The following is a 13,217-nucleotide window of genomic DNA, read 5'->3' as shown; positions in this document are numbered from 1 at the left end:
GTGGATATTTACAACCTGGAGCGACCTCACTTGGCATTGAAATACAGAACCCCCGATGCGGTGCATCGGGGGTTCTGAGTCACGTGAAGCTAGACGAAAATGTGTAAACCTATTTCAGGACTAGACATGGCAGAGCAGTTCCCTGGCCAGGGTGTGGGTTTTCGGGTCGTCAGGCCTGGCTGCCGCAGGATTGGCGCACCACCAGGGTGGGCGGCAGGATCAGGCTCTTGGCCGGTTCATCGTTGCCGGCGATGCGCTCGAGCAGCAGCTCGCCGGCCTTGCGGCCAATCTCCTGGGCGGCCACCGAGACGGTGGTGAGGGCGGGCTCGACCAGCGCCGTCTCCGGAATATCGTCAAAGCCCACCAGGGCGAAGTCCCGCCCTATTATCCGTTCCCGTTTGCGCAGCGCCAGCATGGCGCCGAGTGCCACCACGTCCTGATAGCAGACCGCCGCCGTCACCTCAGGGTGTTGTTCCAGCAGGGCCGTCATGGTCTGGGTGCCCTCGATGCGGCTGGCGCCGCAGGGGAGGATCCAGGCCTGGTTGGGGGCGATGCCGTGCTCGATCAGCTTGCTCATGTAGCCCCCCAGCCGTTGGGAGCGGCTGATGGAGGAGGCCTGCCCGCCGATGAAGGCGATGTGGCGATGGCCGAGCCGCAGCAGATGCTCGGTCGCCAGCTGGCTGCCGAGGAAGTTGTCGGTGCCGACGAAGTCGAAGGCGGCATCCGGCACCTGGCGCACGACCAGTATGGTGGGGATCCGGCGCCGCAGCAGGCTGTCGAAGAAGTTGTGGGGGGTCGGCTGGGCGGTGCAGATCACCATGCCGGCGGCGTTGTTGCGCTGCAGGGAGTCCATGAACCGCTGCTGGCGCTCGGCCGACTCCTCGCTGTTGGCGAGAAACAGCATCAGATCATGGGCCTCCATCTCCCGGCTGAGGCCCACCGTCATCTCGGCATAGAAGGGGTTGGTGATGTCGTGCAGCAGCAGGCCGACCAGGTTGCTGCTCTTGTTGCGCAGGTTGGCGGCGGTCTGGTTGTAGACATAGCCCAGCTCGTCGATCGCCTTGAGCACCCGCTGCCGGGTCTGCTCGGAGATCCGTCCCTTGTTGCGCAGGGTCATGGAGACGGTGGCGGTGGAGATGCCAAGGTGGCGGGCGATGTCGGCTACGGTCACATTACTCATTGGGTCACTTCGTCGGTCGTGATTCGATGGCGCAGGTATATCGATTAACCCATCACGTGTCAAATGAAGATGCTTAATTGAGATTAACCTCTCGTTTTGATTTCATTTTGGCTGCGGCGATCGAATGCTGTGAGGTTAACCTTGTTTACCAGATAGGTTTTATTGGTTAATCGATTTATCTTTCGTCCCATCACAGCATGAGAGGTAAAGCGAAGATGAAGACGATGGGGTTGCCCAATTATGACAAGTTCCCCGAAGTGAAGGTGCAGGGGTTCGATGACGCCGCCTGTCAGGGCTGGGCGAGCATAGCCCGGCGACTTCGCGAGGCGGTCGGTGAGAGCGGTCGGCGAGTCCTGGTGATCGACAGCTACCACGGGGTGGATCTGGCGCAGATCAAGGGCTGGCTCACCGAGTCGTTTGGCGCGCTGCATCTGATCGAGGTCGAGCAGGCCCGGTTGCCCGAACCCCAGATTTTTGCCATGTTGGAGCGTTTCATCACCGAGGATCGGGTGTTTGGGGTCCTGGCGCCGCACAAGCTGAGTGAATTCTTCGATCCCGCCAAGCTGGCGGCCCTGCAAGCCGAGGTGGCGGCGGTGCAGGAGGGGTTGATCGTGGTGCTGGGGGGCGGCGCCTCGCTGGTCTGTCAGGGGGATGTACGGGTCTATGCGGATCTGGCGCGCTGGGAGATCCAGCAACGCCTGCGGCGCAAGGAGATTGGCAACTGGGGCGTCGACAACCTGGATGAGGACATACTGCGCCGCTACAAGCGGGCCTTCTTCATCGAGTGGCGGGTGTTCGATCGCCACAAGCTGGCCCAACTGCCCGCTATCGACTTCCTGCTCGACACCAACGACAAGGCCAACCCGGCCATGGTGGAGGGGGAGGCGCTGCGTGGCGCCCTGCACCAGGCGGCCCATCAGCCGCTGCGACTGGTTCCCTTCTTCGATCCCGGTGTCTGGGGCGGCCAGTGGATGAAAGAAGTCTGTGATCTCGATCCAGAGCAGGTCAATTACGCCTGGTGTTTTGACTGCGTACCCGAGGAAAATAGCCTCTACCTGCGCTTTGGCTCGGTCCGGGTGGAGATCCCCTCGCAAAACCTGGTACTCCGCGAGCCGCGGGCCCTGCTCGGCGAGCAGGTGCACGCCCGCTTCGGCGCCGAGTTCCCGATCCGCTTCGATTTCCTCGACACCATGGGTGGCCAGCACCTCAGCCTGCAGGTGCATCCGCTGACCGAATACATCCAGCAGGAGTTCGGCATGCACTACACCCAGGACGAGAGCTACTACCTGCTGGATGCCGCGCCCGATGCCTGCGTCTATCTGGGGACCAGGACGGGGATAGATCCGGATGAGATGCTGGGGGATCTCGCCGCCGCCGAGCGGGGCGACAAGCCCTTCGATGACCAGCGCTTCGTCAACAGCTTCCCGGCCAAGAAGCACGACCACTTCCTGATCCCGGCCGGTACGGTGCACTGTTCCGGCTCCGGCGCCATGGTGCTGGAGATCAGCGCCACCCCCTACATCTTCACCTTCAAGCTGTGGGACTGGGGACGGGTCGGGCTGGACGGCATCCCGCGCCCCATCCACCTCGAGCATGGTCGCCAGGTGATCCAGTGGGATCGCGACACCGACTGGGTGGAGAAGAACTTGGTCAACCGCATCGAGCCGCTGGGGGAGGGGGCGGGCTGGCGCGAGGAGCGCACCGGTCTGCACGAGCGCGAGTTTATCGAGACTCGCCGTCACTGGTTCAGCGTGCCGGTTGAGCACCACACCCAGGGCACAGTCCAGGTGCTGAACCTGGTGGAGGGGCGCGAGGCCACGGTGGAGAGTCCGGATCAGGCATTCGAGCCCTTCGTGGTGCACTACGCCGAGACCTTCATCATCCCGGCCTCGGTGGGGCGCTACCGGATCCGTCCGAGCGGCGAGAGTGAAGGCCAGACCATAGCCACCATCAAGGCCTACGTCAGAGGCTGAGCCCTGAAACAGTCAATTATTTATTAAATAACAATCAGATGAGGTTATCTGCCATTCGTACCCTACATGGCAGATAACGTATTTCGCTCTCACTTAGCAAATTAGGAACAACGATGAATAAAGCTTTGTTGAGTAAACTGCAATTCTTCGCCAAGTCGATGTTATTTGCGGCTACCTTCGTGCTGCCCTTCGCAGCGATGATGATTGCTATTGGCTCCGTCGGCATGAATGAGTCCTTATTGGGCGGCATTCCGGTCATCGGCGTGGCATTTTCATTTATTGGAAAATATATGAACCTGGCCGGCTGGGTCGTGCTTGGTAATTTGCCATTCTTCTTCGCCCTCTGTGTGGCGGCGGCCTTGACCAAAGAGAAACAGGCGGGTGCGATTGTCATCGCCGGCCTGTTTTTCCTGACCTTTCATAAGATATTGGGCGAGTTGTCCCTGGTCTATTTCAGCCAGTTCAAGGGACTCACCGATATTAAGTTAGTGACGGATCTGCTCTCGCCAGAGAAGAACCCGGAATATTACAACCTGTTTGAGAACGTCTTTGGCATAGTGACGATGCGCGTCGGGGTCATAGGCGCCATCATAGTCGGTGCCCTGGCCGCCCAGCTGTGGGAGAAGTACAAGGGCTTCGATCGGCTTCCCATCTGGCTGGACTTCTTCAATGGCCAGCGCTTCACCGTGTTGATGACCTTCTTCTACGCGCTGATCCTGGCCCTGGTGATCCTGTTTGTGTGGCCCCTGATCGGTATCGGCCTCGAGCACATCGCCCGTGCGGTCGAACATTCGGGCTCCTTTGTCGCCCCCTTCTTCAAGACCTTCCTGGAAGTAGGACTGCGCACGATCGGCATGCACCACATCACCAACTACGTCTTCGAATATACCCCGGTGGGCGGCACCCTCTACTCCACGCTGCAGCAGGTGAACCTGATCGGCATCGCCCAGGTGTGCCCGGCTCGGCTCGACGAAATCGTCAACCTGGTCAACCAGGGCCAGCAGGCGATGGCCATGGACGTGTTCAACAAGCCGAACATGTGCAACATGTTCTATGCCCAGGACATCACCGGCCTGTTTGCCCTGCCCGGCGCCGCGCTCGGCATGTTCTTCGCTATCCCCAAGGAGAGGCGGACCAAGAAGGTACAGGCGCTCTATATCAGCACCACGGCCGCCGTCATCTTCACCGGCTTCGCTGAGCCGCTGGAATTCATGTTCGTGCTGGTCTCCCCGATCCTCTATGTGGTGCACGTGCTGCTGCTCTCGACCTTCGCCATGATCCCTGACCTGCTCAGCTCCATCATGGGGGAGCCGGTCTTCACCTGGAAGCTGTTCGGCCTGGTCAACGTGGTGGCCTCCGGCATCCTGCAGGTCGGCGTGGTACTGGGTCGCTGGTGGGAGTTGGCGCTCTGGTTTGCCGTCGGTCTCGGTATTACCGGCATCTATGCGGCGGTATTCCGTTATTGCGTGATGAAGTTTGATATCACCGTCTTTGGGCGTGAACCTGATACGGAAGCAGACGAAGAGCCGCAGAAAGAGAGCCTGCTCAGCAATATCGTCAGCAGCGATGATTCCAAATTCGCCAAGATAGTGGAGGCCCTGGGTGGGCTGGACAATATCATCTCGGTGGGTAATTGCTTCACCCGGCTGCGGGTGGAGGTCAAGGACCACAAATTGGTCAACGGGGAAAAGCGGGTCTGGATGAAATTGGGTGCCATGGACGTGGTCGTCCTCGAAGGGGGCGTGCAGGCAATATATGGTGCCAGCGTCGATAGACTCAAAACGAAGCTGGAAGATTATATCGCCGAACAGGCCTGAATATATTGCAGGAGGGAAGTCGAGCTTCCCTCTTAATAACACTTATCATCGGTAATATGAAAATGAAGAAACTTGGCCACGTTGTATATCAGACCCACTGGGATAATGAATGGTATTTCACCGATCGTGAATCTCAGGTTCAACTCGTCTACCACATGCGCGAGACGATCAAGATGCTGGAGGAGGGGGCGGTGGACCACTTCCTGCTGGATGGTCAGACGGCCATCGTCGAGGATTACCTCGCCGTCTGCCCGGAGGATCGCGGCAGGCTGGAGGCGTTGATCAAGGCACAGCGGCTGTTCATCGGGCCATGGCACACCCAGACCGAGACGTTCGCCGTGAGTGGCGAGGCCATGATCAACAACCTGCGGCTGGGCATCGAGTATGCGAATGCCCTGGGCGGCTCTTCCATGGTCTCCTATCTGCCGGACAGCTTCGGTCATCCGGTGGATTTCCCGCAAATCTTCAATGGCGTCGGGATCACCAAGTTCTCATTCCGTCGTGGCATGGGCGACAAGCACAAGTTGCCGACCGAATTCTTCTGGGAAGGCCCGGGGGAGAGTCGCGTCATCACCAACGTGCTGATCGATGGTTATGGCTGGTCTTATGACCCCTTCTTCAGCGGCAAGCTGCTGTCCAAGGAGCTGGCATCCGAGTGCAAGACCAATACCATGACGCCGCTCGAATTGATCGCCAACAAGTCGCCCTTCGATGAGTTCTTGCTGACCATGGGCAACGATCAGACGCCGATCCGGCCGGATTTCAAGGAGAAGCTGGCGCAATACAACGACGAGTCTGACGAATATCACTTCGTCGAGACGACCTTCGAGAAATACTTCGAGCGGTTGCAGGCGGTGTGCGGCGACAAGCTCCCTGTGTATTACGGCGAGTTCCTCGATACCCAATATTCCCGCGTGCACAAGTCGATCAACTCGGTGCGCTACGACATCAAGCAGTTGCAAGACAAGATAGAGCGCCTGATGACCTACAATGTGCAGCCCCTGATGGCCATGGCCGACAAGCTCGGGCTGCCCTGGGAGCAGGGGCTTGTCGACGAGATCTGGCGTCTGCTGGCCCGTGCCCAGACCCATAGCGTCTGCACCAACACCGACAGAACGAACGCCCGCATCTTCGAGCGGCTGAAGATGGCCCACGAGCTGGCCGAGAGCACCCATGTCTACCTGCTGCGCAAGCTCGCGCTGAGCTGCGACATCCAGGCCGGCCGTTCTCCCCTGATCCTGGTCAACACCCTGCCTGAGCGCAGCGAGCTGGTCGCCAGATATCGTGTCTTCACGAAGCAGGAAGAGTTCAGCCTCTGGTATGAGGGTGAGCAGGTCGCCTACAGCGTGATCGCGCAGGAGCGGGATTATGGCGGCATCTGGCGCAAGGATGAGAGCCTGCATGATCCGGCCAAATACCATTACCTCACCGAGATAGAGGTCGCGATCAGCCTGCCGGCCCTTGGCTACAAGGTGCTGGAGGTTGACGACAGCCTCGGCTCTTGCTGCCGCACCCTGCCCAGTGCGCTCAGCGGGACGGCGATCGAGAATGCCTGCTACAAGCTGGAGATGAAAGACGGCGTGCTCAACCTGACCGACAGCCGCCTCAACCAGACCTTCACCGAGATCCTCAGCTTCGAGAATGATGGGGATGCCGGCGACAACTACGATCATTGCCCGCCAGAGCATGACTGGTGCATCGCGCTGGGTCTCGAGCAGGCCGATGTGCGGGTGGTGCGGCATGCCCATTCCGAGGTGATGACCCTGACCGGGGAGTGGCGTGTGCCCCATGGCCTCGAGAGCCGGGCGAAGGGATGCGCCGAGCAGGCGTTGCCCTTCGTGCTCGAGCTGGTGCTGAAGCAGGATGCCGATCTCATCGAGCTGACCCTCTCGGTCGACAACAGGAGCAAGAATCATCGCCTGCGCCTGCTGGTCAACAGCCAGATTGCGAGTCGCTTCTCCCGCGCGGGGACGCCCTTCTTCGAAGTGGCCCGTGACACTCAGCCCGCGGAATTGGCCGACTGGCGCGAGAAGGGCTTCGTCGAGGAGCCGACCACCACTGAGCCCTTGCTGAACCATGTCTCCCTGATCGGGGACGCGCATTATGCATCTGTGTTCACCCAGGGTTGCAAGGAGTACCAGGTGGTCGGGGCCGACTTCGATCGCCTGGCGATTACCCTGTTCCGCAGTTGTGGTCACTTCGGTCTGCCGGACTTGTCGCGTCGTCCCGGCCGCGCCAGTGGCTTGGCAGAAAAGATCATCGCCACCCCGGATAGCCAGCTGCTGAAACCGCTGACATTCCATTTGGCGCTGCACATGGGTGAGCGCTATCAGGCCAATCAGATCCGGCGCCGCTATGTCAATTTCGCCAAGTCGAATGGTTATTATCATGAGCAGTCGCTGTCGCGTACCGGCGAATTCAATATCAGCTACTTCCACACCAATCCATTGGATTTCAAGGTGCCCAATCAATTCAGCCTGGGTGAACTGATGGGGACGGAGGCGGTATTCAGCACCCTGCTGAAAAATAGAGAAGGTGGTTATTTACTGCGACTGTATAACAGCGGAGACGGTGTCATCCAGGTAGGGGAACTGCGCTCCGATATCGGCATGAAGGTGGTTTCCTCCGCCAATTTGCTGGGGCGGACCACAACTGAGAATATCGTCACGCTGAAATCAGGTCAGCTTAATAGCTATGTGATCAGCTAATAATAGGGAGAGGAGGCCAAGCCTCCTCTCCCTAACGTGCCTCACTCATTTTATATTCTGATCCGAAGACAACATGCAAAACAAAACCAGCAAGGTTGCACCGCTGTTCATATTGAATGCCACATTCTTTTTCTGGGGTGTGATAACGGCACTGACATCTGTATCGGTTCCCTATATCAAGGAACATTATTCATTAACCAATACCAGCTCCAGTTTTATTTCATTGATATTTTTTTGTGCCCCCTTTTTGGCATCGATCCCTATGGGGTGGATCATGACGGCATTTGGCTATAGGAAGGCACTCAAGAGTTCTTATTGGCTGGCGATCCTGGGCTGCGGGATCATCATGTTCGCCTACCAGAGCCACAGTTTCAGTCTGCTCTGTGTCGGGGTCCTGTTTATTGCGCTGGCCGTTGCGGCCATGCAGGTGGTGGCAAATCCTTATCTCGCCGTGCTGGGCTCCGCTGCCTCGGTGCCCGGCAGATTGAGTCTCGCCTCCTCCATCAACTCCTTCGGCACCGTAGTGGCACCCTTGTCGGCCGCCTTTATCCTGGGTGGCTTCTACCAGTTCTCTGTGCAGGAGCAGAGTGCCAGGCTGACGCTCATCTATGGGGTACTGCTGCTGTTCATCCTCGGCTTGATCCTGCTGAGCCGGCTGACACGGCTGCCCGATGTCGAGATCAGCGGGGAGGATAAGTCTGATTTTGCGGAGAATATCAGGGCACTCTTCGGCAACAAGTTCTTCTCTCTGAGCGCACTGGCCATCTTTTGTTACGTCGGCGCCGAAGTGGCGGTGGCGGTCAACACCGTCATCTATCTGACGGAGCCGAGCCTGGGCAATCTGTCGATAAAAGAGGCCGCCGCCTTGATCTCCCTGTACTGGGCCGGCGCCATGATCGGCCGCCTGCTGTATGGCTGCGTGGCGAGCCGGGTCAATCTGACCTATTTGATGGTGGTTTGCACCAGTATTCCGGCGAGCCTTATTTTGATGAGCATGCTGTTGTCCAATCAATACAGCGGTTATTTATTGCTGCTGATCGGTTTGACCAACTCGGTGATCTATCCGGTCATCTACTCATTGGTTATCAATAATATTCCAAAGCGGCTGATCCCTATCGCCTCGGCGGTATTGATCATGGCCGGCCTGGGTGGTGCCGTTATTCCCTCCATTCAGGCGCTGCTGTCTGATATGTCGGGGGTTATTTATGGCTTCGCCATCCCCATGCTGAGCTATCTCTATCTGTTTATTTACACGGTTAAACAACGACATCATTTTTGAGCCGCCTTTGGCTTTTTAATAAGTAAGAGTAATACACCATTCAGATTGACTTTTTATCATAAGAAGGATGTACCTATGCGCGTTAAAAAATTAAAGGTGGCGACCGCCGTCGCCGCCTGCATGATCTCTTCCTCTGTGTTGGCGATAGACTTTCATGGCTATCTTCGTTCTGGTCTTGGCACCTCAGATAATGGTGACATGCAGACCATGAATAAACAGCGGGTAGGGCGTCTTGGTAATGAGGCGGATACCTATGCCGAAATGAGCCTGGGTCAGGAAGTATATAATCAGGATAATAAAACCTTCTCCTTCGATACCATGCTGACCATGTCATCGGGGCAGGAGCGTGACTGGGAGGCGGCCACCGACGAGGAGGCCGAGTTTGCGCTGCGCCAGGCCAATGTGAAGGCGACGAATCTGTTTGGCCGAAACGAAACGCTCTGGGCCGGTAAACGTTACTATCAGATCCACGATGTGCACCTCACCGATTTCGCGTACTGGGACATTTCCGGCGCCGGGGTCGGGGTGGAGCAGATCGATCTGGGCCCCGGCAAACTCTCCCTCGCCATCATCCGCAATGATCCCTGGGACGAGGTGGACAGCGATGGGGATGACGAGGGCGACGAGCACGTCAATGTGAATACCTTCGATATCCGTTATGCCGGCATTCCGGTGTGGCAGTATGCCACGCTGGAGATGGGGTATAACTTCGCCCACGTGAATGCCTCCGACAGCCAGAAAGAGAGCCTCGATGAGGTTGCCAATGGGCAGATGCTCACGGCGCAGGTGGTATGGAATGTGATGGGCGGGGTGAACAAGACGGCGGTGCAGTACTTCAGCGATGGGCTGACCGGCCAGGCCACCAACTACGGCAACGGCAGCGGCAGTGGGCTGGAGATGAGCTCCGGCGGGGGCAGCGGTTTCCGGGTGCTGAACCATGGCGCCATCAAGCTGGGCGGTGGTTTTGAGCTGGGTCATCAGATCGTCTACGCGAAGGCCAATGACCTCAGCGACTTCAATAACGACAGCCGCGTCACCACCGAATACGATGAGAAGGAGGTGTTCTCCACCGTCATTCGGCCCTCCTATAGCTGGAACCAGCACATGAAGACCTACCTCGAGCTCGGCTACTTCAAGGACCGCTGGGTGGAGAAGGGCCGTCAGCGTGAGGAGGAGGATGGATCCAAGATCACGCTGTCCCAGGCCTGGGCTCCCAGCAACGACTGGTGGGCTCGCCCTGAGATCCGGGTCTTCGCCAGCTATCTGCAGCAGGATGATGAATTCCGCCCGGATGCCGCTGGTGAGACGCAGGACGACACCTGGACCATAGGTGCTCAGGCCGAGGTCTGGTGGTAATCAGGGAGATAACGCCATCCTGAGCTGATTGAAAGGACGATATTGTGGCGGCCACTCTGCGTGAGCCGCCACGGTGTTTTTGAGGGCGTGAAGAGTCGAAACTATGCTCTGCGACTCGGCTGGATGGTAGCGGGTAGATAATGTTGATGTGGCATTCAACCGTCACCTCGGTTGAATGAACGTGCCCTGTTCGTCCTGATCGGGAAGGAGCGCGAGCTCCGCCTGTCCTCCCTGTGACTCGGCCTCTGCGGCTTCTCGCGCCTTGCGCCGCGCCGCCTCGACCCTGGCCTTGCGACCCCGACACAGCCGCATCACCTCCTGCTGCTCGGTATGGGTCATGACAAGCCAGTTGAAACGCTCCTCCCGATTACGCAGGCAGCCCTTGCAGTAGCCCTTGTTGTTCACTTCGCACACCCCGATACAGGGGCTCTGCAGCGGGAAGATCTCGAGCTGTTCCATCCATGACCTCTCACATCTTGTCACCCTGTTATAACCCAGTTGCCCGGTTTTGGAAAAAGCCGTGGGGGGATGGGCGCGATCAATCTGGCTAACATAGCTGCCGCTGTAGGGAGCAGAGGTTCCGGACGGCCCGCGCCGAGGGGGCACTCGATTCCTGATGGCGGTCATCTAAGCTTCGAGATGCAGTTCCACCACCCTCTGGAGTCATGATCCTATGAAACGCTTTAGCAAGAAAGCCGGCCTCGTCCTGATACTGCTCGCGGCCAGCGGCGTGCTCGGTGCCACCGAGATCGTCAATCACAACATCACCGAAGCTGAAATAAAGGTGGCGCAGGATGGCTGGGGCACGGCCCTGATCCAGATCAGCGATGACTATCGGGCGGGGGGGGTAGAGAAAGCCAGGAGCACGGCCACTCAGGTGCTCGACAGCGCCTATGGCTATGCCAATGGGCCCGTGCTGTTCAAGCCCACCCTGGCGAGCGGGGAGCAGACCTTTCGCCTGACCAAGGCGGGGGCGCTGGCCTATTTCATCGGCCACGATCCGGCCTATCCGGCCGATACCGGCTTTGCCCTCAAGAACTGGAAGAGCTATCGCTATGACAACGCGGCCGTCTACATCAACGGCAACATGGGGCTGACCATGGGCACAGTGCACCTCGTCGATCGTGACAACAAGGAGGTCGATGTCGACAAGACCTGGGGATTTCGCAAGGGGGACGATGGCAAGGTGCGCATCGTTCTGCACCACTCCTCCCTCCCATACACTCACTGAGCTCCTCATGCCGGGCGTGGAACCACGTCCGGCACCCACCAGACCCACTGTTTGGCCGCCAGAATCTGGTCGCCGCAAGGCTATAGGATGGAGGCTAGGGCTAAATGCTCCGCAAACCGGTCAGATGATGCAATTTATGGGGCCAAGAGGGCCTTTGTTTTTGTATGATAGCGCCGCCTGCCGAGGCGCTGCGGGAATGGCCGTCCTGCCGGTGTGGGTGAACAAACGGCGCCAACTGGCTGCCTGTTACTGTCTCTGATTATATTTATCATCATTTTCATGATGTTAGCGCTTTACGGTTAGATGAGGACATATGAATAAACACGCGTACTGGTTGGCCGCCGCCGTGGTCGGGCTGGCCGGTTGTGCGGGCAACCCTGAACCCGCCAAGGTGCCCCCGAAGAAGACAGGATCCGGATGCTTTCTGAACTGCGAGGTGCCGGTCAATCTGGGCAAGCAGTATCTGGACGGTGCCCTGCCAGATGATCTGGTGCGGGTCGAGCGTGTCAACAGCCGCCAGGCGTCGGACTTCAGCAAATTTGGCCCCCAGAGCCGGCTGGTGCTGGAGCGTTCCGGCAAGATGACCCGCCGCTACGGCGAGCTCTATCACCAGCTCTCCCGCTGGGTGGCGGGGGGCGGTAATCCGGACCGGATCACCCAGTACGGTATCAGCCTGGCCCAGCTCGGCGGCGCCGATCGCATGGGCAACGTGCTGTTCACCGGTTACTACTCGCCGGTGCTGGAGGTGCGTCGCCAGCCGGATGCCAAGTACAAATATCCCCTCTACGCCATGCCCAACTGCGCGGGCCGCTGCCCGAGCCGGGCCCAGATCCACCAGGGGGCGCTGGCCAACCGGGGGCTGGAGCTCGGCTACAGCAAGTCCCTCATCGACAACTTCCTGATGGATGTGCAGGGCTCGGGCTTCGTGCACTACGGGGATGACGACAGGCTGCAGTACCTGGGCTACAGCGGCAAGAACGGCCACGGCTACGTGAGTATCGGCCGGGTGCTGATCGACAGAGGGGAGGTGCCCAAGGCGCAGATGTCCATGCAGGCCATCAAGGACTGGGCCAACCGTCAGCCGGAAGAGAACGTCATGGAGCTGGTGGAGCAGAACCCCTCCTATGTGTTCTTCGAGCGTCGTCCCACCAACGACGTGATCGGCGCCGCCGGCATTCCGTTGCTGCCCATGGCAGCGGTGGCGGCCGACAAGAGCCTGCTGCCGATGGGGACACCCATACTCGCGGAGGTACCGCTGCTCGATAAAGCCGGCAATTGGACCGGCAAGCACCAGTTGCGCCTGTTGATCGCGCTGGATGTGGGCGGGGCGGTCAAGAAGGGGCATCTCGATCTCTACCACGGCATGGGCGAGAAGGCCGGGATAGCCGCTGGCCACTACAAGCACTTCGGCCGGGTCTGGAAGCTGGGTCTGCACCACGGGCCGACCGCCGCCCCCTGGATCTGACGCCATGCGCTGGCCTAGTCCAGCAATGCGCAGTGAGCAATAAAAAAGCCGCCGGAGCAATCCGGCGGCTTTTTTGTGGACGGTGTCCCGTCCTGAATATGGTTTACACCTTTCCCCCAATAAATGGAGAACCCGATGGGACAAGGTGTGAAACGGACACAGCGCGATTACTCGCTGACTTTTAAATTAGCCGTGGTCGAGCAGATTG

9 protein-coding genes are annotated in these 13,217 nt (G+C 58.8%); 7 read left to right on the top strand and 2 right to left on the bottom strand.

What is annotated here, in order from left to right; translation table 11 throughout:
• Positions 1-169: 169 nt before the first annotated feature.
• Positions 170-1,180, bottom strand: a complete 1,011-nt coding sequence (locus MM194_RS21420) for a LacI family DNA-binding transcriptional regulator (RefSeq protein WP_241344924.1) — start codon at positions 1,178-1,180, stop codon at positions 170-172.
• 224 nt (positions 1,181-1,404) lie between these two features.
• Between MM194_RS21420 and MM194_RS21415 the strand changes: the two genes are divergently transcribed.
• The 5 genes from MM194_RS21415 to lamB all read left to right on the top strand — a co-directional run bounded on the left by MM194_RS21415 (position 1,405) and on the right by lamB (position 10,313).
• Complete coding sequence (locus MM194_RS21415; protein ID WP_241344923.1) at positions 1,405-3,153, top strand: class I mannose-6-phosphate isomerase; 1,749 nt, start codon at positions 1,405-1,407, stop codon at positions 3,151-3,153.
• Positions 3,154-3,266: 113 nt separating this feature from the next.
• Entirely contained in the window at positions 3,267-4,970 is a 1,704-nt protein-coding gene (locus tag MM194_RS21410; protein WP_241344921.1) for a PTS transporter subunit EIIC, read from the top strand.
• A 62-nt stretch (positions 4,971-5,032) separates the two neighbouring features.
• On the top strand, positions 5,033-7,678 hold the full coding sequence (locus MM194_RS21405) for a glycoside hydrolase family 38 C-terminal domain-containing protein (RefSeq protein WP_241344919.1): 2,646 nt from the start codon (positions 5,033-5,035) through the stop codon (positions 7,676-7,678).
• Positions 7,679-7,751: 73 nt separating this feature from the next.
• A complete protein-coding gene (locus MM194_RS21400; RefSeq protein ID WP_241344917.1) occupies positions 7,752-8,957 on the top strand; it encodes an MFS transporter in 1,206 nt (401 codons plus the stop codon).
• Positions 8,958-9,032: 75 nt separating this feature from the next.
• Complete coding sequence (gene lamB / locus MM194_RS21395) at positions 9,033-10,313, top strand: maltoporin LamB (RefSeq protein ID WP_241344915.1); 1,281 nt, start codon at positions 9,033-9,035, stop codon at positions 10,311-10,313.
• A 162-nt stretch (positions 10,314-10,475) separates the two neighbouring features.
• On the opposite strand, the gene MM194_RS21390 is transcribed toward lamB, so the two are convergent.
• The gene (locus MM194_RS21390; RefSeq protein ID WP_241344913.1) at positions 10,476-10,772 is read right to left on the bottom strand and encodes a DUF1289 domain-containing protein; all 297 of its coding nucleotides are present in this window, start codon (positions 10,770-10,772) and stop codon (positions 10,476-10,478) included.
• A gap of 214 nt (positions 10,773-10,986) precedes the next feature.
• Between MM194_RS21390 and MM194_RS21385 the strand changes: the two genes are divergently transcribed.
• Both MM194_RS21385 and mltA read left to right on the top strand, forming a co-directional pair.
• Complete coding sequence (locus tag MM194_RS21385; RefSeq protein WP_241344911.1) at positions 10,987-11,544, top strand: hypothetical protein; 558 nt, start codon at positions 10,987-10,989, stop codon at positions 11,542-11,544.
• Positions 11,545-11,857: 313 nt separating this feature from the next.
• Positions 11,858-13,009, top strand: coding sequence for a murein transglycosylase A (gene mltA, locus MM194_RS21380; protein WP_241344910.1), 1,152 nt, complete (start codon positions 11,858-11,860; stop codon positions 13,007-13,009).
• The last annotated feature ends 208 nt before the right edge of the window (positions 13,010-13,217 follow it).

Origin of the sequence: Aeromonas sp. MR16 (genome assembly GCF_022549315.1) — a bacterium.
GTDB lineage: Bacteria > Pseudomonadota > Gammaproteobacteria > Enterobacterales > Aeromonadaceae > Aeromonas > Aeromonas aquatica.
The sequence above is the reverse complement of the archived record's forward strand: the minus strand, read 5'-3'. Positions and strand labels throughout refer to the sequence as shown.